Source organism: Roseateles sp. GW821-FHT09H11, assembly GCF_059415845.1.
Genome location: NZ_JBWKOA010000007.1, coordinates 405,319 through 424,175, shown reverse-complemented (window position 1 = coordinate 424,175; position 18,857 = coordinate 405,319). Strand labels below are relative to the sequence as shown.

The window sequence follows — 18,857 nt, the reverse complement described above, 5'->3', positions numbered from 1 at the left end:
CGACGCCCCTGACGTCCCGACGCCTTCAGCCCACGCGGAAGCTGCCATGAATCTCACCGAACTCTTCATCCGCCGGCCGGTCATGACCGTGCTGCTGAACGTCGCGCTGGTCGTCGCCGGCATCGCCGCGTGGAGCCGCATCCCGGTCGCCGCGCTGCCCAGCTTCAACACGCCGGTCATCAACGTGCAGGCCACGCTCCCCGGCGCCAGCCCCGAGACGATGGCCTCGTCCGTCGCGCTGCCACTGGAGAAGCAGTTCTCGACGATCGCCGGCATCACGACGATCTCCTCGACCAACACGCTGGGCAACAGCTCGCTGACGCTGGAGTTCGACTCCGCGCGCGACATCGACGCCGCCGCGGTCGACGTGCAGGCTGCGCTGTTCCGCTCGCTGCGGGCGCTGCCGGTCGAGATGACGACGCCGCCGTCCTACCGCAAGGTCAACCCGGCCGACGCGCCGGTGCTGCTGGTGGCGCTGACCTCCCCGTCGATCAACCTGTCCGAGCTCAACGACTACGCCGAAAACCTGATCACCCCCAGCCTGTCGACGATCGACGGCGTGGCGCAGGTCTCCATCTACGGCCAGAAGCGCTTCGCGGTGCGCATCAAGGCGCGCAACGAGCTGCTCCAGCAGCGCAACATCACGCTCGACGAGCTGCAGGCCGCCGTCAAGGGCGCCAACGCCAACACGCCGGTCGGCACGTTGGACGGCGCGCGCCAGACGCTGACCATCCAGGCCAACAAGCAGCTGCGCGACGCCAACGCCTTCGGCGGCATCGTCGTGGCCACGCGCAACGGCGCGCCGGTGTTCCTGCGCGAGGTCGCCGACGTCGAGGACAGCTACGAGACCGTCAAGTCCTTCTCCAACTTCAACGGCGAGCGCTCCATCGTGCTGGCCGTGCAGCGCCAGCCCGACGCCAACACGGTGAAGGTCGTCGACGCGGTGAAGGCGATGCTGCCGCGCTTCGCCGCGCAGCTGCCGGCGTCGGTGCAGATGAGCACGCTGAACGACCGCTCGGTGTCGATCCGCGAGGGCCTGCACGACGTCTACTTCACGCTGGCGCTGACGGTGGCGCTGGTCGTGATGGTGATCTTCCTGTTCCTGCGCCGCATGGTCGCGACGCTGATCCCGACGCTGTCGCTGCCGATCTCGCTGATCGGCGCGGTGACGCTGCTGTTCGCGCTGGGCTACAGCCTGGACAACATCTCGCTGCTCGGGATCACGCTGGCCGTGGGCCTGGTGGTCGACGACGCGATCGTGATGCTGGAGAACATCTACCGCCACGTCGAGGACGGCATGGCGCCCTTCGACGCCGCCATCCGCGGCGCGCGCGAGATGGCGTTCACCATCATGTCGATCTCGATCTCGCTGATCGCGGTGCTGATCCCGATCTTCTTCATGCCGGGCGTCATCGGCCTGCTGTTCCACGAATTCGCGGTCGTCGTGTCGCTGGCGATCGGCGTGTCGGCGGGGGTGTCGCTGACGCTGGTGCCGATGCTGTGCAGCCGCTTCCTCAGCAGCCATCACGAGGTCGAGGAGAACGCGCTCGGCCGCACGTTCGAGGCCGGCTTCGGCTGGGTGCTGAACAAGTACACCGCGTCGCTGGACTGGGCGCTGGCGCGCCGCTGGGTCGTGGGCGTGGTGGCACTCGCCACCTTCATCGCCAGCGCGTGGCTCTGGATCGTCATCCCCAAGGGCTTCTTCCCGGAAGAGGACATCGGCCAGATCCAGGCCAGCACCGAAGCGGCCGAGGACATCTCCTTCGCCGCGATGACGGTGCTGCAGGAACGCGTCGCGCAGATCGTGCAGGACGATCCGTCGGTGTCGTCGGTGTCCGCCGCGGTGGGCGGCGGCGGGGGCGGCGGCAACGTCAACACGGGGCGCCTCTTCATCAACCTGAAGTCGCGCGGCGAGCGTCCCCCGATGCCGCAGGTACTGGAGCAGCTGCGCAAGAAGCTGCGCGGCGTGCCCGGCATCGCGGTCTATCTGCGGCCGGTGCAGAACCTGCAGCTCGGCGGGCGGCAGTCCAAGAGCCGCTACCAGTTCACGCTGCAGTCGGTCAGTACCGGCGAGCTCAACACCTGGGCCGTGAAGCTGCAGGACAAGCTGCGCAACGACCCGGTCTTCCGCGACGTCACCAGCGACTCGCAGCTGCGCGGGCTGCAGGCCAACCTCGTGATCGACCGCGAGCGCGCGACGCTGCTGGGCGTGCAGATGCAGGACCTGCGCAACGCGCTGTATTCGGCCTTCGGCGAGCGCCAGGTCTCCAGCATCTACGCGGAGAGCAACACCTACCAGGTGATCATGGAAGCGACCGACAGCGACCGCCTCAGCGAGGACGCCTTCGACAAGATCTACCTGCGCGGCAAGAACAACACGATGGTGCCGCTGACGGCCTTCGCGAGCGTGAAGCGCGAGCTCGGCCCCACGGCGGTGAACCACCAGGGCCAGCTGCAGGCGATCACCCTGAGCTTCAACCTCGCGCCGGACGTGCCGCTGGGCACGGCCACGGGCAAGATCGACCAGTTCACCAAGGAGATCGGCCTGCCGCCGTCCATCATCACCAGCTACGGCGGCGACGCGGCGGTGTTCAAGGACTCGCAGGGCGGCCAGCTGCTGCTGATCGTGCTGGCGGTGGCGGTGATCTACGTGCTGCTGGGCGTGCTCTACGAGAGCTACATCCATCCGCTGACCATCCTGGCGGGGCTGCCGTCAGCGGCGGTGGGCGCGCTGCTGACGCTGCAGCTCGCGGGCATGGAGCTGACGATCATCGCGACCATCGGCATCCTGATGCTGGTGGGCATCGTCAAGAAGAACGCGATCATGATGATCGACTTCGCGCTCGACGCACAGCGCAATGGCGGCATGACGCCGCAGCAGGCGATCCGCGAGGCCTGCATCCTGCGCTTCCGCCCGATCATGATGACGACGCTGGCCGCGCTGATGGGCGCGCTGCCGATCGCGCTGGGCCTGGGCGCCGGCGCGGAACTGCGCCAGCCGCTGGGACTGGCGGTGGTCGGCGGACTGGTCCTGTCGCAGGCGGTGACGCTCTACATCACGCCGGTGATCTACCTGGCGCTGGACCGCTTCAGCGGTAAGGGGCCGGATACGCGGGAGGTGGAGCACACGCGACTCACGGAACATCCGGCGCAGCCAGCTCCCGGCCACGCGGACTGACCGCGAGACGAGGCGTCTGCAAAACGAACTTTGAACATTTGTGGATCGGCATCAACTCAGTTGTCATGTCAATCCAACGCACCAACCCCACCTCATCTTCCCTGTCGCCTCCGTCGCTCGCACCCGATCCGCAGTCGGCAGCGTCGTGGCCCACAGACCAGGCCTTTGCCGCACATCTTCAGAATCTGAAATTCTTCCCCGCCGGCGCGAGCCGCTCGCCATCCGCAGTTCTACAGACGGAACACATCTACGACCTTGCTTCGCCCCTCAAGCGATTCGTGGACGCGTCCGAGCCGCCCCCCAACAGCTTCGTCCTGCAAGACAGGGTGGCGATGATCGCGGCTGCCGTTCGCAACGGGGATCTGCCCGTAGAACACGCTCGACGCCTCCTGGTACCGAGCGAACCTTCGTGGCTGACCAGCTTGAACACATCGTGGCGCATCCGTCTGGCGCATGACACGCTTCAGACCCTCACAAGAGCTTCCGTATTGAGCGACGGGACGGCGACCGCCGCCAGCCAATCGCTGTTACGGGGGCTGCTCGAGACCGAAGGGAACTCGCCGAGCGAGGTGCTACTCAGCATGGCCCTGTTCGACAAAGTCTCGTGGCTGCCACCTCTCGACGGCCAGAGGGCCATCCTGGCCAGTCGTATGGTCGACTTCATGTACCAGATGCAATTCACCGAGGCCGAGATCGGCCAGGTCAGCACTGTCCCTCGCAAGAAGGCGCCGCCGTTCCCACGGGCTTCGCAACACGCATGACCTGACCCCTCGACACGCCCGCCGGCTCAGCGCGGCGGGGCTGAAGCGCCAGTCGCTGGGCCTGGCACGGATCGGCGGGCTGATCCTGTCGCAGGCGGTGACGCTCTACATCACGCCGGTGATCGACCTGGCGCTGGACCGCTTCAGCGGGAAGGGGCCGGATACGCGGGAGGTGGAGGAGACGCGCTTGACCGAGCATCCGGTGCACGCGGCGCAGCCGGTTCCCGGCCACGCGGACTGAGCGCGACGAGGCGCATGAGCAACAAACTTTGAACGTTTGTGGCGCGGCATGAACTCAGTGGTCATGCCCATCGAACACGTCACCTTCAAGCTCTCTTCCCTGCTGCCGCCTCCGTCCCCCAACGATGTGGATCCGGGCGCATCGTGGCCCATGCAACAGCCCGTCGATGACTTCGATGAATATCTTCTGACTCTGTGTCGCCTCCCCGCCGGAGCGGGCGCCTCTCCGTTCGAAGCTCGCGAGGCGGAACGGCTCTACGATCTCGCTTCGCCCATCGGGCCCTTGCTGGAAGAGTCTCCGTACCGCCACCCCATGGAGCTCAACTTGCGAGACAGGCTGAGGACCATCTCATCAGCCGTCCGCGACGGACATCTCCCTGTAGAACACGCTCGACGGCTGCTGGTACCGAGCGAGCCCCCCTGGCTGACCAGCCTGAACACATTGCGGCGCGTCGAGCTTGCGCATGACACGCTTCAGACCGTCGCCGGAGAGTCCATAGCGAGAGATCGCACGGTCACAGCCGCCAGCAGAGCACTGTTCCGATCGCTGCTAGAGATCGAAGGCGACGCGCCGAGCGGGGTCCTGCTCAACATGGGCCTGTCTTTTCGACACCCATCGCAACCGCTCATCGACTTCAACAAGGCCACCCTGGCCAGTCGGCTGTGCGACTTGATGACATCCATGCAATTCACAGAGGCTGAGCGCGTCCGTGCTCTCAATGTGCCTCGTAAAGCGACCGCCTCCGGCGCCCGCAGGGTTCTTTGATCGGCCCGCATGACCTGACCCCTTGTGGCGCTCGACGGCCGTCTTCAGCGCCACCGCCTGGCCCGAACGGGCCACTCCCCACACCCCGCTCATTGCCTGTGCCGATCGAACGGGCCTGGACCGACAGAGGGCCGAGCTGGCCAACACGCTGAGCTGCTACATGTCCCGGATCGGGTTCACGGACGACGAGGGCGTCAAGGCGCTCCATGTGCCCCGCAGGCCAGCACCTCCACCGTCGCGGCCGTCCACGCGGCTGGCATGGCCTGACCCCTGCGACGCCCACCAGCTCAGCGCGGTGGGTTGAAGCGCCGACGTGCCAGCGCCGCCGCATCGCGTCCGATGCACCCCGGCGCGTGATCGTTGATCAGCCCCATCGCCTGCATGAACGCATAGACCGTCGTCGGGCCGACGAACTTCCAGCCGCGTTTCTTCAATTCCTTGGACAGTCGGATCGACGTCTCCGACGTCGCCCTCACATCGCCGCCCTCCTCCGGATCCTCGAAGCGCCAGAAGAACGCGGCCAGCGAGCCGGCGTCCTTCTGAAGCTCGAGCGCGCGGGACGCGTTGTGGATCGCCGCCTCGATCTTGCCGCGATGACGCACGATGCCCTCGTCCGCGAGCAGTCGCGCCACGTCGGCCTCGCCGAACTTCGCGACCCTGGCGATCTCGAACTGCTTGAAGGCCTTCCGGAAGTTCTCGCGCTTCGCGAGGATCGTCCGCCACGACAACCCCGACTGGAACCCCTCCAGGCAGAGCTTCTCGAACAGTCGCCGGTCCTCGTCGACCGGGTAGCCCCATTCGTTGTCGTGGTAGTCGCGGTACATGTCGAAGCCGGGCGCCTCGCACCACTTGCATCGCCATTGGCCGTCCGGGCCTTGCGCCAATCGTTCCGTCATCACCTCTCCGCATGGCCTCGACGCGGGCCCTGGCCGGCAATTCTGCCGGCAAGCGTGCCCCCGACGCGCAGAACGCTCCCCCCGCCCAGTGCCACTGCACGCGCCATGCATCCACTCATCGCCGCGTTCACGTCCTCATTTCTCCAGGACCCTGCGCTCGACGCCGCGGTGCCCGTGACCGCCAGCACGGCCGAAGGACGGGCGCACGACCCCTGGTGGTACCAGCCCGGATCCCGGCAGTCGCCTGAAGCGTTCGCGCGCGGCAACGGCTTCGATCGATTCGCGTCCAGCCTGTCGGCGCGCATCTCGGCCTTGGCGGCGATCGTCGGCACGGCGTCGATCGAAGCCGACGCCTTCGTCACATTCCAGGCCCATGTGCTGGATGTCGACAGCAAAGGCGCCAACCGCCACTTCGGTGACGCCGCCGGCAACGTCTATGGCGAGGGCGCCCAGTACCTGGATCGCCTCGTGCACCTGATCGGCGACCCTCGCCTGACGCCGGAGACGCGCATCACCGCATTGCGCGAGCTCGCCCCGCAATTGGTCGAGTGCGGCAACGGTGCCGTGGTCGCCCTTCAGCAGAGCGTCGCGCGCCTGGATCCGGACAGACGGGGCCTGCGAGGGAAATGCCGCACGCTCATGGAACTCACCATCGAACAGGTCGCCGCCGAAGTCCTCGACCGGCGTCACGCCAGGGCGTTGAGGGCGGCACCGGGCATGCATCGGCACCATGTGGCGGGCCTGCAGACGCGCCTGTATGGCGCACTGGGCCTGCCCTGGCGTCCGTCCAACGATCCGATGGCCAAGGCCACGTTCCCCACCCTGACCATCGAGAGTTGCCTCCAGCAACTCGGCAGCGTGTTGACGCCATCCGCCTTGGCATTGACGTTGGCGGAGGACTATCTCGCGAGATGCACGGAGGCCCTCCGCGACGCCAGCGCGTGCCGCGCGGACGCGCCGCTCACGATCGGCGAGATCGACGCGGGGACGCTGACGCTGCTCCACGAGTTCAATGTGACGCCGACGCACGACGCGTTGGTTCGCGTGGACGCGGACGCCGGCAGTTGCGTGCTCCAGGACGATCCGATCCTGGTGGGCCTCCAGTTCCTCGAAGAACTGTCGAAGGCCGACGTGGTCCATGCGGCGTGCCACGAACCGGTCGCTTCATGGATCGACGGCAGCGGTGAGCCGGTGCAGTGCTTCGTCAACGGGGCGCTGTCGTGGGCCGTCCAGGACGGCCGGCCACGGCCGCTGATCGCGTCGGACCTCCCCGGGCTGGCGACCTTGACCGTCGCGCCGCTGAACGCGGCGGCCAGGCGGTCGCTCAGGCTGGCCAGCACGCCATCGGCGTTGGCCGCGCACGTCGATCCGCGCCTGCTGCGGGACGCCGACACCTGCACCTGGTTGTGCGACCAGTTCGACGACGCCGGTCTGGCGCCGCTGTTGAGCGATTGGCAGGCCAGGCAAGCCTGGACCCCGGAGCAGTTCGCCTGGATTGCGCACGCGCTCGCTGCCCAGGGCCGCGTCGATCTGTTCACAGGCCTGCCCTTCGACTGGCCCGCCAACGCGCGTCTCGCGGTCATCGTCCGCGCACTGGACGCCAAGCCGCCGAAGCTGGATCCCGGCGGTCTGCGGCAGATCCTCGCCATGACGGTCTAGGATCAACAGTCGCTGCTGGAATGCGTCCTCCTGAAGGCGGACCTGCCCCTGTGCTGCCGCTTTCTGGATGCGCTGACGACCCGGGCCCGCACGGGGGAGCTGGAGATCGGCACCTGGGAGGTTTTCACCGATGCCGCCATGGAGAAGTCGGGCATCGCCGCGCGCCTCTACCAGTCCACGGGGACCTACTGTTCGCTGACCAGACTGTTCCAGCATCGCAATCTGCAAGGCCTGCTGATGAAGGGCACCAGCTCGCCCAGACAGTTGGCCACGGACCTGCTCCCTCCCGTGAAGGGGATATTTCCACGGGTCATCGATACGAACGATGAGGGTCACGTCCTCGCCGCGTTGCTGGCCGTCGAGGTCATCGGAAAGTTTGCCTGGGGAGGCGACAAGGCGCGCGGCCGCGACACCTTGCGTGCGCTGCTCGAGGGCCCTGGCCGATGCGCCTCCGGGGCCCTGCAGCGTCTGCACGGGCCGCGCACCGAGGACCTCTTCATCGCGCTGCTGGCGGAGACCCTCCGGGCGATGCGGCGGCTGTCCTTCAGCCGGGAGGAAGCGAGGGCCCTGCTTCGCATCCGTCCCTCCTCGGCCTCCGCGAAAGTGGGCGAGATCCTGGACGAAATCGCCCGGCAGATCGACAGCGCGACGGACGACGAACAGCTCCCGGAGTCGCTCGACGACTTGCTGACCTACACCCTCGCCCGATGACGCCGGGGCGAGTGGGCCGCCCGTCGCGCCGCCGTCGCGAATCGACGAATCGACGAATCGACGAATCGATCATGTTTGTTCGCACACTCACCGCGCATGCCTGTCATCCACGATCTGTACTCTTCCAACTTCCTCGCCGAGGCGCCGATCGTCGACGCCGAGCCGCCACCGCCCGCACCTGCCGATGCGACGTCGGACGGCGATTGGACCTACAGCCCCCAGCGCCATGGCGCCTTCGAGGCGTTCTTTCGACACGCGGACTATCCGCCGTTCCGCGAACGCGTCGAACGCAACATCGACGATCTGATCGCCTTCGCCCGCGCCGGCGACCTGCGCGGCGCCGTCCCGCACCTCGAGGCCCTGCGCAACAAGCTGTTCGACATCGGCGTCGACGGGCATCCCCTGAGCGTCAAGCCCTACGAGGTCATCAAGTCCTATGGTCCCCTGGTCGAGTCCCTGGACCGGCTGGTGCCGCTGTTCCACGACGAGACGATGCGCCTCGAGAGCCGGCGCACGGAACTGCAGCGGCTGGCGCCGGAGCTGCCGGTCTGTGCCAACGGCGCGCTCAACGCCGTGCAGTCCGCGCTGATCCAGCTCGAGCTGAAACGCTCCGGTCTGGGCGGGAAGTTCCGCGCCACGGTCGAGCACATCGTCGAACAGGCGGCCACCGATGCCGTCGAGATCAAGTACCAGCGCGACTTCCACCTGGCTCACCTGGAGCAGCGGCACTACGTCGCCGGATTGAAATCGAAGCTGTATCAGGAACTCGGTCTGCGCTGGGAACTGCCCGCGGACGATTCCGCCTACCGCCGGCACTCCGAGAACTTCGTCCGGCGCGTGGCCGGGTCCCTGACCGAGTCCATCGCGCCCGGGGCGGTGGCCCGTGTGATGGCGGAGGACTACCTCGCGCGTTTCACCGACGGCATGAACGAGACGCTCAGGCCGCGCGGCGCGGGGGCCTGGCCCACCGACGGGGATGTCGAGGACTGCACCGCCCTGCTGTCGTTGGAGTTCGGTCCGCCGCCGCCGCGCCATGGCCTGCTGCGACAGCACCCGGACGGCATCGGTTGGGAATGCCTCACCGACCCCACGCTCGTCGCGGCGCACCTGCTGGACAGCCTGCACGACGCCGGCATGCTGCAGCAACGCCGCGCGCCCAGCACCGTCGCCCGCTGGACGACCGTCGACCTGCCGCCGGCACGCTGTGAGCTCCAGTCGGTCGATGGGCTGACCTGGGTGGCAGAGAACGGCCATCGGCGCCCCTTGGAGGCCGGGGATCTGAAGCAGCTGAACGACCGCGCCGCCCTGAGCGCGCCGATGGTCCTGGCGGCCATCGCGAACAGTCCGCCCGACACCGTCGCCACCCTGGCGGAGCCCGATTGGCTGCTGAACCGCGAGGTGGGCGACCGCCTGCTGGGTCGCGTCGGGCTGGGCGGGGTCGCAGCGCTGGTCGAGGCACGACGTGCCGCCGGCACCTGGACCGACGAGCTCGACGCCTGGTGGACCGGCGTCCAGGAGGCACACGGCCCGAACCCGCCCCCCGCGGGTCGCATCAGCTGGTCGGACGCTCAGGGACAGCATCAGCTCGCGCCCGTCCAGATCAGCGATCTGCTGGGCGCCCGGATCGGGGATCTGCTGGACCAGCGCGAGCTCGGCCCGTTGTCCACGGAGACGCTCACCCACCTGAGCGACCTGCTGAGCTTGACCTTGACCGAACCGACGCCGAGGGCCCCTCGCGCCGTCGACGCCTCCGACCTCACCAACGCCGCCCGCGCGGCCCGGGAGGCCCGGAACGCCTTCAAGCGTGCGATGGCGATCGAAGAACCCATCCGGACGTGGTGGGCCACGGTCGGCGAGGCCCTGCGCGCCGACCCGCCGCGGATGACCGGCGACGCCTTGGCGGACGTGCTGACGACGGCAGGCAGCGAGTCGACAGTCCCGTTCGTCCGCGCCCTCACCGTGGCGGACGACAACGTGCGGCAGGTCTTCATGGACGGCCTGACGGAGCTGCAACGCGATGGTCTTCTGGCCACGGATCGCCTGGTCGCGCGGCTGACGCAGCCGCACGCGGCCTCCGACGGGCTGACGGCACGGCTGACCTCGCCGGAATTCGACCTGGAGACCCTGCTGGCGTTCACCACGAGGGCGGTGGCCGACGGCCATCTCGAACGCGAACGTGGCCTGGAACTCTTCTTCGGATCCGCACCGATCGCCTCCTCGTCGACGCCCCTGCCGCTCGTCCTGTTCGAGCGCGCCGACGCGCGCGCCGACAAGCGCCTGCGAGCCTATTTCTCCGCGCTGAGAGAGGCGGCGTCGCGCGGTGTGGTCACGCGGGACGAGCTCCTGCGATTGACCGGCCACGGACGCAGCGCCCATCCCGTGGCCGATGCCTGGCAAGCCACGCCCTCGATGACGAAACGTCCCCCCGCGTCGGCCTGGTTCCTGGGCATCGCTCAACTGTGTGCGGAAGGCCACCTGGCGGTCGAGGAGGCGGAAACACTGCTGGTCCCGCCCCCAGCAGGCAACGTGTCGGCCTGGGGGGATCTCGCGGACAACTGGCAACAGCAGCAGGTCCTGAACATCCTGTGGTCCGTGCCGCGCCCCCGCTTCGCGGGGCTTCGCGAGCCGTTGCCGCCTGAGCCGACGGAGGTCGCGCAGCGGCGTCGTCAGCTGTTGAGCGCCGTGACCGGTACGGGTTCCGGAACGCCCTGCCGCTTGATCAGGGCGCTGCACGACGCCGTCCCGGACCCGGGCGCGGGGTTGAGGTCCTTCATCGAGCAGCAGTTGGCGTTGACGATGACGACGCTGGGCTTCGGCGCCGAGGAGATCGCCGCCGCCGTCGGCAAACCCGTCGACGCTGTCGCCTAGCCCGGGTCGCGGTGAAACCGCGCGCGGTCGCTCGGCCAGGTGTGGGCGCGCGCCTCGATCAGGTCGAGCACCTGCACGAAACCGCTGGCGGCGCCGTAGTAGGGATCCGGTACCTCGTCCAGGCCCAGCCCCGTCATGCCGGCCAGGAACAGCCCGAGCTGCGCCTGCGCCGCCGGCGGCCGCATCGCCTGCAGGCCGCGCAGCACCTGGCGGTCCATCGCCAGGATCAGGTCGTAGCGGTCGAAGTCCTCGGGCTTCACCTTGCGCGAGCGCCAGCGCCGGTCCATGCCGTAGCCGCGCTGCTCCAGCACCGCCAGCGCGCGCTTGTCGACGGCGTGTGCGCGCGACGACGCGAACACGCCGGCCGAGTGCACCTCCGTCAGGCCGAGCTCGGGGGCGCGCAGCCGCAGCACCGCCTCGGCCATCGGCGAGCGGCACAGGTTGGCCGCGCAGACCAGCAGCAGTCGGGTCACCGTGTCGACGCGTCCGGGTTCAGAGCGCCAGCTCGGCGCGCATCGCGTCGATGACGCCCTTGTAGTCGGGCTTGCCGAAGATCGCCGAGCCCGCCACGAAGGTGTCCGCGCCCGCGGCGGCGATCTCGCGGATGTTGTCGACCTTCACGCCGCCGTCGATCTCCAGGCGGATGTCGCGGCCGCTGGCCAGGATCATGGCCTTGGCCTGCTGCAGCTTCTTCAGCGCGCCGGGGATGAAGCTCTGCCCGCCGAAGCCGGGGTTGACGCTCATGATCAGCACCAGGTCGACCTTGTCGATGACCCACTCCAGCACGTCCAGCGGCGTGGCCGGGTTGAACACCAGGCCCGCCTGCGCGCCTTCGGACTTGATCAGCTGGATCGTGCGGTCGACGTGCGCGCTGGCCTCGGGGTGGAAGCTCACCAGGTTGGCGCCCGCGCGGCAGAAGGCCTGCGCCAGGCTGTCCACCGGCTGCACCATCAGGTGGACGTCGATCGGCGCCGGCGTGCCGTCGGGCTTCACGGCGTGTTTCTTCAGCGCCTCGCAGACCATCGGGCCGAAGGTCAGGTTGGGCACGTAATGGTTGTCCATCACGTCGAAGTGGATCCAGTCCGCGCCGGCGGCCAGCACGTTGCGGACTTCCTCGCCGAGATTGGCGAAATCGGCGGACAGGATGCTGGGGGCGATGCGATAGGTGGGCGGGTTCATGGCGGGGCGGGCGCGGAGCCGCTGGCGGGGAAAGTCGACGATTGTAGAAAGGCCGGCGCGCGAGCGGGCGCCGCCCGGCCATGACACCCGTCGATGGCGCTCGACGACGGCGCTCAGCGGTAGCGTTCGGCCAGCCGCGCGATCTCCCCGGACGCGCTGAGCTGGCGCAGGCGGTCGGTCAGGCGCTCCACCACCGCCTCGGGCAGCTGGCGCGAGACCACGACGTACTGGGTTTCCTCCTCGAAGACGTGAGGCCCGATGCGCACGCGCGACGCCAGGCCCTCGCCGCGCGCCGCCTGGCGCAGGTTGAAGTCCTGGCCGTAGACCCCGCCGGCGCGGCCGCGCACGAGCATCTGCAGCGCTTCCTTGTCGCTGCGCGCGGATTCGATGAAGGACACGTCGGCCTCCTGCAAGGTGGCGGCCAGCTTGGTCCCCTGGGCCAGCAGCAGCGGCTGGCGCCGCGAGAAGGCGCGCAACTCGTCCCAGCTGCCGGGCGCGCGTTCCTCGCCGGCGCGCATCGCCAGCACATGCGAGATGCGGTACAGCGGCACCGGCAGGTAGCGCATCAGCGCATGGCGGTGCTCGGACTTGAGCAGGCAGAAGAACACGTCGAGGTCGCCGTTGCTCAGCATCAGCTCGAGGCGGCGCAGCGGCACCTGCTGGGTCAGGCCCTCGATGCGCAGGTCCGGATCGGTCCGCATCACGGCCTCGGCGATCTCGCCGCACAGACCGGGGCGCTGCGGGTCGCCCGACGCGTACTTGGCCGGCGCGCCGGCCTGCGCGGCGCTGCGCAGCATCAGCGGTCCCGTGGCGCCGGCCCCCGGCACCGCGGGTGCCGCGGGCCCGGACGGCGCCGCCATCGCCGAGTTCGCGGCCACCAGCCCGAACCTGACGCCCGCGGCCACGCCGCCGGCCAACGCGCAGCCGCGCGCCATGGCCTGACGTCGATTGGGCCGGGGGGATGCCGGCGGGTGTCCTGCCCTTGTCTCCATGACGGATGGCGTCCGGTGCGTGCCGGCCGCGTGGGGTGGTCCGTTCGAGCGGGTCCTGCTTGTGCTCTGTGCGATAGCCAGCATAGCCGAGGCGGCGCCTAGAATCCGCCGATGGCACATCCGCATTTCCACTGCAGCGTGGCCGTCGAGCCGCTCGCCGATCAGACCTTCCCGGATCGCAACGAGTTCGCGTACGGCTATACCGTGACGATCGAGAACCGGGGCGACGTCACCGCCCAACTCATCGGCCGCCACTGGACCATCGTCGACGGCAACGGCAAGGAGCAGGAAGTGCACGGGCTGGCCGTCGTCGGCCACCAGCCGCTGCTGCAGCCGGGCGAACGCTTCCAGTACAGCTCCTGGGCGCAGATCGCGACCCGCCACGGCACGATGAGCGGCCGCTTCCTGTGCGTCACGGACAAGGCCGAGGTCTTCCACGCCGACGTGCCCGAGTTCCTGCTGGCCGACTCCGGCTCCCTGCATTGATGTTCCGTCGCCAGGGCTGGGACCTCACCGCGCTGCTCAACGCGGCGCATCCGCAGGCACCGCTGGCCGAGCGCAACCTCTGGCTGGTGCGACTGATCGAATGGCTGCGGCACGCGCCGCTCAAGGACGACCGGGCGCCAGCGCCTGCCGCCACCGCCGCGGGCGCGGCGACCCCGTCGACCCTCGGGGACGAGCCGGCACCCGCGGCGCCTGCCGTCGTGCTCGCCGCCGCGCCTTCCGCCCCGCTGCCGGTCCGCCGTCTCAAGTACCTGCTCCGCATGCTGGAGCGCCATCCCGATCACGCGAAAGCCTTCGCCGAGGTCATCGCCAGCGTCTGGGCCGACGTCGACGCGATCAGCCTGTTCGCCGAGGTCGGCTTCGCGCCGCGGATGGCGTTGTGGAACGAGTTCCTCGGCCGCCTGCGCCGGCGTCTGCTGCCGCTGAGCGCGGACACCCGGGACCTGTCCGAACTCTTCGAGCTGCTGTTTCCGCACGAGGCCGATGAGCAGTGGATCAACGCCGTCGACGACGAACTGCTGGAGCGCCTGGGCCTGCTCTTCGCCGGCGCGCCCGAGGGCGACTGGCGCGAGGAGATGCGCGCCGCGATCACGGTGCTGGTGAGCTCGGTGCGCTCGGCCGGCCTGTCCGGCGCGCTGCGCGTGCGCATGGATCCGCAGCGGCTGGCCAAGCGCCCGTTCCGCAACCTCGCGACCGCCTGGGAGCAGGTCGAGCACGCGCTGGTCGAGCACGACCGCGCCACGCTGCCCGGCAGGCTGCAATACCTGCGCGGGCTGCTCGATGAATGCCGGGCGGCGGTGCGTTCCGTGCCGGATCACCTGGAGGAACACGGCGTCTCGGTGGACCTGATGTTCGGCGTCGAGCAGATGCAGGCGCGGCTGCGCCGCGTCGAGGACCTGCTCGCGGTGCTGCTGGCGGATCACCCCGAGCGCGAGCTGCTGCGGCTGGTGGCGAGCCTGGTGGCCGTCGTGCACGATCGACGCAGCATCCGGACGCTGTTCGCGCGGCACTACTCGCTGCTGGCGCGCAAGGTCGCCGAACGCAGCGCCGAAACCGGCGAGCACTACATCACCCGCAACCGCGAGGAGTACGGCGACATGCTGCGCCGCGCCGGGGGCGGCGGGCTGGTGATCGCGGGCACGACCTTCATGAAGTTCGCGATCATGGCGGTGGGCCTGTCCGCGTTCTGGGGCGGGTTCTGGGCGGGCGTGAACTACGCGGCCAGCTTCGTGCTCATCCTGCTGCTGCACTGGACCGTCGCGACCAAGCAGCCGGCGATGACGGCGCCCGCCCTGGCCGACAAGCTCCGCCACATCGACAGCGACACCGGCCTGCAGGCCTTCGTCGACGAGGTGGCGCACCTGTTCCGCTCGCAGACGGCGGGGATCATCGGCAACCTCGCGCTGGCGGCGCCGATGGTGCTCGTCGTGCAACTGGCGGCCTGGCTGAGCTTCGGCAAACCGCTGGTGGGCGTGAAGGAAGCCGAGCACGTGCTGCATTCGCTGACCGTGCTGGGGCCGTCGCTGTTCTTCGCGGCCTTCACCGGCGTGCTGCTGTTCGCGTCCAGCCTGATCGCGGGCTGGGTCGAGAACTGGTTCGTCTTCCATCGGCTGGACAGCGCGATCGCGTGGAACCCGCGCATCGTCGCGCGGCTGGGCGCGAACCGGGCGGGACGCTGGTCGCGCTGGTGGCGCGACAACATCTCGGGGCTGACGGCCAACATCAGCCTGGGCCTGATGCTCGGGCTGGTGCCGGCGCTGCTGGGGTTCTTCGGTCTGCCGATCGAGGTCCGGCACGTGACGCTGTCGACCGGTCAGCTGGCCGCCGCAGCCGGGGCGCTGGGGCTGGACGTGCTCAAGCACTGGCCGTTCTGGCTCTGCGTGATCAGCATCCTGGGCACCGGCGTGCTGAACGTGGGCGTCAGCTTCTACCTCGCGTTCAAGGTGGCGTTGCGCTCGCGCGGGATCCGGCTCGCGGACCAGAAGCGCGTGCGCGCGGCGATCTGGACGCGCATGCGCCACCAGCCGCTGAGCTTCCTCGTGCCGCCGAAGGGCTGAGGCTCACACGCTGACGCTCGAGGGCTGGCGCCTGAACGCCGGGCCGCTCAGGCGGCGTCGCGGTCGTCGGGCCGTTCGCCGCCCTTGCGGCCGGAGAACATCGTCCACCAGACGATGAAGACGAGCAGCGCGAGGGCGCCGAGCGCCTCCAGCAAAATCACGCCCATGATTCGTGGTCCGATCCGTAGCAGAACTCGCCGCTGGAGCGCGGCGCTGGCGATTCTAGGCGCGCTGGGCGCGGCCTCCGCTGCCGTTGTCACCGCCCTTGTCACCACCCTTTTCATCGGCTTCCTGGCGCCCGTGGCGTCCGCGGCGGGCTTGCCGATCGATCCCGAGAAGCTGCTCAACGGCGAGGACGACACCGCCGGTCGGCACGTGCTGCAACGCGAACGCGCCCGATGGGTCGCCGCGGCGTGGAACGAGCTGCCCGGCTGGGGCCAGGACCGCGCGCTGGAATGGTGGCCCGCGATGCTGCGCGGCTGCGAGAAGCCGATGCCGGGCTGGGCCGCGATCTGCGCGCAGGCTCGCGGCTTCAAGCCGGGCGACGACTGGGACGCGATGGTCTGGTTGATGAAGCGGCTGCAACCGTATCGCGTCGAATCGCCCGAGGGCCAGCGCGAAGGCGTGGCGACCGGTTACTACGAGCCGGAGCTCGCGGCGCGGCGCCAGTCGCAGGGCGAGTTCCGCGTGCCGCTGCTGGCGCCGCCGCAAGACCTGGCACAGCGCAAGCCTTACGACACCCGTCAGCAGATCGAGAGCAACGCGTCGCTGTCGCGGCTCAGCCTGGCCTGGGTGCAGGACCCGCTGGATGCGCTGGTGATGCAGATCCAGGGCAGCGGCCGGCTGCGGGTGACCGAGCGCGACGGCTCCAGCCGTTGGGTGCGGCTGTCCTTCGCGGCGCACAACGAGCAGCCGTACCGCTCGATGGGTCAGTGGCTGATCGCCCAGGGTGAGCTGCGGACCACGGAGGCGTCGTGGCCGGGCATCAAGGACTGGGGACGGCGCAATCCGCAGCGGCTCAAGGAGGCGATGTGGGCGAACCCGCGCTATGTCTTCTTCCGCGAAGAGCCGTTGCCCGATCTGGCGGTGGGTCCGCGCGGGGGTCAGGGCGTGCCCCTGACGCCGGGGCGCTCGATCGCGGTGGACAAGGCCAGCATCCCCTACGGCACGCCGGTGTGGCTGGACACGACCGAACCGCTGTCGACGACGCCGATGCGGCGGCTCGTGATGGCGCAGGACACCGGCGCGGCGATCGTCGGCGCGGTGCGGGCGGACTACTTCTGGGGCTGGGGCGAAGCCGCCGAGGCGCAGGCCGGCCGCATGAAGCAGCCGCTGCGGCTGTGGGTGCTGTGGCCGAAGGCGCTCACTCGGTGATCTGGACGCCCTTCCAGAAGGCGACGCGATCCTTGATCTCGGCGGCGGCCTCGGAGGGTTCCGGGTAATACCAGACGGCGTCCGGGTTCATGTCGCCGTGGACCATCAGGCTAAAGTAGTGCGCCTGGCCCTTCCACGGGCAGGACGTGCGGTGATTGCTGAACGTGGTGAACTCGCGCTTCAGCGAGGTGACGGGGAAGTAATGATTTCCCTCGACCACCACGGTGTCGTCGCTCTCGGCGATGACTTCGCCGTTCCAGATTGCCTTCATTCCAACTCCTCGTGCTCAAACGCTATTTCGCCCATCGGGGCAAGGACATCTTCGTCACCGCCGGGTCTGCGAGAGACCTGACACCCGGCAGCTTCGGGATCTGCGCGATCGGGGGCGGCGCGGAAGGCTGGTCCGTCGTCCACGTCGGCCCGGATGGCGACGCCGCCGACCTCGGCGGGGAGTACTACTTTGCCACCTCCGAGGAAGCCCTGGCGTTCCTGAAGGAACTGATCGACCTGATGGTGGATGGTGGCGAGCCGGAGGGGCTGGCGGAGTGACCCCTGGATGAGGCGATTCCCCGATCAGATCGACTCAGAATTCGAGGCGATTCTCAGCCCGATCGTCTCGCGTACCTGGCGGGCGGTGGGTGCGGTGGAAGGCGCGCTCTCGGCCGTTTCACCGGCAGATCGACTCCTGCTGGAAATCGACGGCTGGAGCGGGAACGCACTGGCGACGGCCTTGATCGAAGGCGAGCGCTACGACCAGCGATCGCTGCGTGACTCCGTCGAACACCGTGTGCGGCGGAACAAGCCACTGTGGGCGCCCTCCCCACCCCCTGTGGAGGGCTTGCTCGACGTCATGGACGACGCCGTCTGCCGCGCCGACGAACCGATCAGCGAAGAGCGGCTCTGTCTTTGGCAATCGACCCTGTTCCCACGCGGCTGCCTCGACGCCAAACCGGTCCTGACGGGGCAATACCGTCTCGACGGCATGGACATCGTGAGCGGACCTCCTGGGAATCGGACAGTCCACTTCACCGCACCGCCACCGGAGCACGTGCCGGCACAGATGCGAGATTTCATCGAATGGTTCAACGCGCCGAAGACGATGGATCCGCTCGTGGTCGCGGGCGTGGCACACCTGTGGTTCGAAACCATCCATCCCTTCGAGGACGGCAACGGCCGGGCAGGCCGAGCGCTGATCGATCTGCTGATGGCCAGGCAAATCGGGACCGCCACGCGTCTGATCCGAACGTCGGAGCGTCTGCTCGAAAAGCGCAGCGAGTACTACGAGGGGCTCCGGGCGACGCAGCACGGTGAAGCGCCGGTCAAAGCCTGGGTCGTCTGGTTTCTTGAGCAGGTGCGCGCATCGTGCGAATGCGCGAAGCAGGCGATCGACGGCAGATTGGCCAAGTCTCGCTTCTGGGCAGAGCACGGAGGCCACGACATCGGGCCGCGGCAACGCGCCGTGCTGAACACACTGATCGATGCGGGTCCCGCCGGGATCGAAGGCGGAATGAGCACGCGCAAGTACGAGCAGATCGGCGAGACCTCGCGCGCCACCGCATCCCGGGAACTGCTGGAGTTGGAAGCACTCGGATGTCTGCGGCGCTTTGGCGCGGGAAGATCGACCCACTATCAGATCGCCATCGACGGCTGGAACCCGGCTGCGAACTGACGC

General features: G+C 68.8%; 17 protein-coding genes. 12 read left to right on the top strand and 5 right to left on the bottom strand.

What is annotated here, in order from left to right; genetic code table 11:
* Positions 1–46 precede the first annotated feature (46 nt).
* From AC07PR_RS23960 to AC07PR_RS23945, 4 genes are all read left to right on the top strand, one after another.
* Entirely contained in the window at positions 47–3,178 is a 3,132-nt protein-coding gene (locus tag AC07PR_RS23960; RefSeq protein ID WP_495136791.1) for an efflux RND transporter permease subunit, read from the top strand.
* A gap of 38 nt (positions 3,179–3,216) precedes the next feature.
* A complete protein-coding gene (locus AC07PR_RS23955) occupies positions 3,217–3,939 on the top strand; it encodes a hypothetical protein (RefSeq protein ID WP_495136790.1) in 723 nt (240 codons plus the stop codon).
* A gap of 97 nt (positions 3,940–4,036) precedes the next feature.
* Positions 4,037–4,180 (top strand): hypothetical protein, encoded by a 144-nt coding sequence (locus tag AC07PR_RS23950; RefSeq protein WP_495136789.1) that lies wholly within the window; start codon positions 4,037–4,039, stop codon positions 4,178–4,180.
* Between the two features lie 63 nt (positions 4,181–4,243).
* The gene (locus tag AC07PR_RS23945; protein WP_495136788.1) at positions 4,244–4,945 is read left to right on the top strand and encodes a hypothetical protein; all 702 of its coding nucleotides are present in this window, start codon (positions 4,244–4,246) and stop codon (positions 4,943–4,945) included.
* 287 nt (positions 4,946–5,232) lie between these two features.
* On the opposite strand, the gene AC07PR_RS23940 is transcribed toward AC07PR_RS23945, so the two are convergent.
* Positions 5,233–5,841, bottom strand: a complete 609-nt coding sequence (locus AC07PR_RS23940; RefSeq protein WP_495136787.1) for a DNA-3-methyladenine glycosylase I — start codon at positions 5,839–5,841, stop codon at positions 5,233–5,235.
* Positions 5,842–5,946: 105 nt separating this feature from the next.
* Here AC07PR_RS23940 and AC07PR_RS23935 point away from each other — a divergent pair, with 105 nt between their 5' ends.
* The 3 genes from AC07PR_RS23935 to AC07PR_RS23925 all read left to right on the top strand — a co-directional run bounded on the left by AC07PR_RS23935 (position 5,947) and on the right by AC07PR_RS23925 (position 11,079).
* Entirely contained in the window at positions 5,947–7,500 is a 1,554-nt protein-coding gene (locus AC07PR_RS23935; RefSeq protein WP_495136786.1) for a hypothetical protein, read from the top strand.
* Between the two features lie 138 nt (positions 7,501–7,638).
* Positions 7,639–8,211 (top strand): hypothetical protein, encoded by a 573-nt coding sequence (locus AC07PR_RS23930; RefSeq protein ID WP_495136785.1) that lies wholly within the window; start codon positions 7,639–7,641, stop codon positions 8,209–8,211.
* Positions 8,212–8,307: 96 nt separating this feature from the next.
* The gene (locus AC07PR_RS23925; protein WP_495136784.1) at positions 8,308–11,079 is read left to right on the top strand and encodes a hypothetical protein; all 2,772 of its coding nucleotides are present in this window, start codon (positions 8,308–8,310) and stop codon (positions 11,077–11,079) included.
* Here the strand turns inward: AC07PR_RS23925 and AC07PR_RS23920 are convergent.
* The 3 genes from AC07PR_RS23920 to AC07PR_RS23910 form a co-directional block, all read right to left on the bottom strand.
* Positions 11,076–11,552, bottom strand: a complete 477-nt coding sequence (locus AC07PR_RS23920; protein WP_377158198.1) for a low molecular weight protein-tyrosine-phosphatase — start codon at positions 11,550–11,552, stop codon at positions 11,076–11,078. The genes AC07PR_RS23925 and AC07PR_RS23920 overlap by 4 nt on opposite strands.
* Before the next feature lie 19 nt (positions 11,553–11,571).
* A complete protein-coding gene (gene rpe / locus AC07PR_RS23915; protein ID WP_331613027.1) occupies positions 11,572–12,258 on the bottom strand; it encodes a ribulose-phosphate 3-epimerase in 687 nt (228 codons plus the stop codon).
* A gap of 113 nt (positions 12,259–12,371) precedes the next feature.
* Entirely contained in the window at positions 12,372–13,193 is an 822-nt protein-coding gene (locus AC07PR_RS23910) for a substrate-binding periplasmic protein (RefSeq protein ID WP_495136783.1), read from the bottom strand.
* A 168-nt stretch (positions 13,194–13,361) separates the two neighbouring features.
* Between AC07PR_RS23910 and apaG the strand changes: the two genes are divergently transcribed.
* From apaG to mltA, 3 genes are all read left to right on the top strand, one after another.
* Complete coding sequence (gene apaG, locus AC07PR_RS23905; RefSeq protein WP_377158204.1) at positions 13,362–13,736, top strand: Co2+/Mg2+ efflux facilitator ApaG/CorD; 375 nt, start codon at positions 13,362–13,364, stop codon at positions 13,734–13,736.
* Entirely contained in the window at positions 13,736–15,811 is a 2,076-nt protein-coding gene (gene tlpB / locus AC07PR_RS23900) for a transporter-like protein TlpB (RefSeq protein WP_495136782.1), read from the top strand. The genes apaG and tlpB overlap by 1 nt, the downstream gene beginning before the upstream one ends.
* A 165-nt stretch (positions 15,812–15,976) precedes the next feature.
* Positions 15,977–17,185: a murein transglycosylase A gene (gene mltA, locus AC07PR_RS23895; RefSeq protein WP_495136781.1), complete on the top strand. Its 1,209-nt coding sequence runs from the start codon at positions 15,977–15,979 to the stop codon at positions 17,183–17,185.
* Here the strand turns inward: mltA and AC07PR_RS23890 are convergent.
* Complete coding sequence (locus tag AC07PR_RS23890) at positions 17,175–17,456, bottom strand: DUF427 domain-containing protein (protein ID WP_495136780.1); 282 nt, start codon at positions 17,454–17,456, stop codon at positions 17,175–17,177. The two genes, mltA and AC07PR_RS23890, sit on opposite strands and share 11 nt — an antisense overlap.
* Positions 17,457–17,467: 11 nt before the next feature.
* On the opposite strand from AC07PR_RS23890, the gene AC07PR_RS23885 reads away from it, so the two are divergent.
* Together AC07PR_RS23885 and AC07PR_RS23880 are read left to right on the top strand one after the other, a co-directional pair.
* Complete coding sequence (locus tag AC07PR_RS23885) at positions 17,468–17,734, top strand: hypothetical protein (protein WP_377158212.1); 267 nt, start codon at positions 17,468–17,470, stop codon at positions 17,732–17,734.
* Positions 17,735–17,741: 7 nt separating this feature from the next.
* A complete protein-coding gene (locus AC07PR_RS23880; RefSeq protein WP_495136779.1) occupies positions 17,742–18,854 on the top strand; it encodes a Fic family protein in 1,113 nt (370 codons plus the stop codon).
* Positions 18,855–18,857 lie beyond the last annotated feature (3 nt).

Excerpts from the sequence above, each read along its gene's own strand:
- AC07PR_RS23960 (WP_495136791.1), top strand. The coding sequence starts at position 47 with ATGAATCTCACCGAACTCTTCATCCGCCGGCCGGTCATGACCGTGCTG.
- AC07PR_RS23945 (WP_495136788.1), top strand. The coding sequence starts at position 4,244 with ATGCCCATCGAACACGTCACCTTCAAGCTCTCTTCCCTGCTGCCGCCT.
- AC07PR_RS23940 (WP_495136787.1), bottom strand. The coding sequence starts at position 5,841 with ATGACGGAACGATTGGCGCAAGGCCCGGACGGCCAATGGCGATGCAAG.
- AC07PR_RS23935 (WP_495136786.1), top strand. The coding sequence starts at position 5,947 with ATGCATCCACTCATCGCCGCGTTCACGTCCTCATTTCTCCAGGACCCT.
- AC07PR_RS23930 (WP_495136785.1), top strand. The coding sequence starts at position 7,639 with ATGGAGAAGTCGGGCATCGCCGCGCGCCTCTACCAGTCCACGGGGACC.
- AC07PR_RS23925 (WP_495136784.1), top strand. The coding sequence starts at position 8,308 with ATGCCTGTCATCCACGATCTGTACTCTTCCAACTTCCTCGCCGAGGCG.
- rpe (WP_331613027.1), bottom strand. The coding sequence starts at position 12,258 with ATGAACCCGCCCACCTATCGCATCGCCCCCAGCATCCTGTCCGCCGAT.
- AC07PR_RS23910 (WP_495136783.1), bottom strand. The coding sequence starts at position 13,193 with ATGGCGCGCGGCTGCGCGTTGGCCGGCGGCGTGGCCGCGGGCGTCAGG.
- apaG (WP_377158204.1), top strand. The coding sequence starts at position 13,362 with ATGGCACATCCGCATTTCCACTGCAGCGTGGCCGTCGAGCCGCTCGCC.
- tlpB (WP_495136782.1), top strand. The coding sequence starts at position 13,736 with ATGTTCCGTCGCCAGGGCTGGGACCTCACCGCGCTGCTCAACGCGGCG.
- mltA (WP_495136781.1), top strand. The coding sequence starts at position 15,977 with ATGATTCGTGGTCCGATCCGTAGCAGAACTCGCCGCTGGAGCGCGGCG.
- AC07PR_RS23890 (WP_495136780.1), bottom strand. The coding sequence starts at position 17,456 with ATGAAGGCAATCTGGAACGGCGAAGTCATCGCCGAGAGCGACGACACC.
- AC07PR_RS23880 (WP_495136779.1), top strand. The coding sequence starts at position 17,742 with ATGAGGCGATTCCCCGATCAGATCGACTCAGAATTCGAGGCGATTCTC.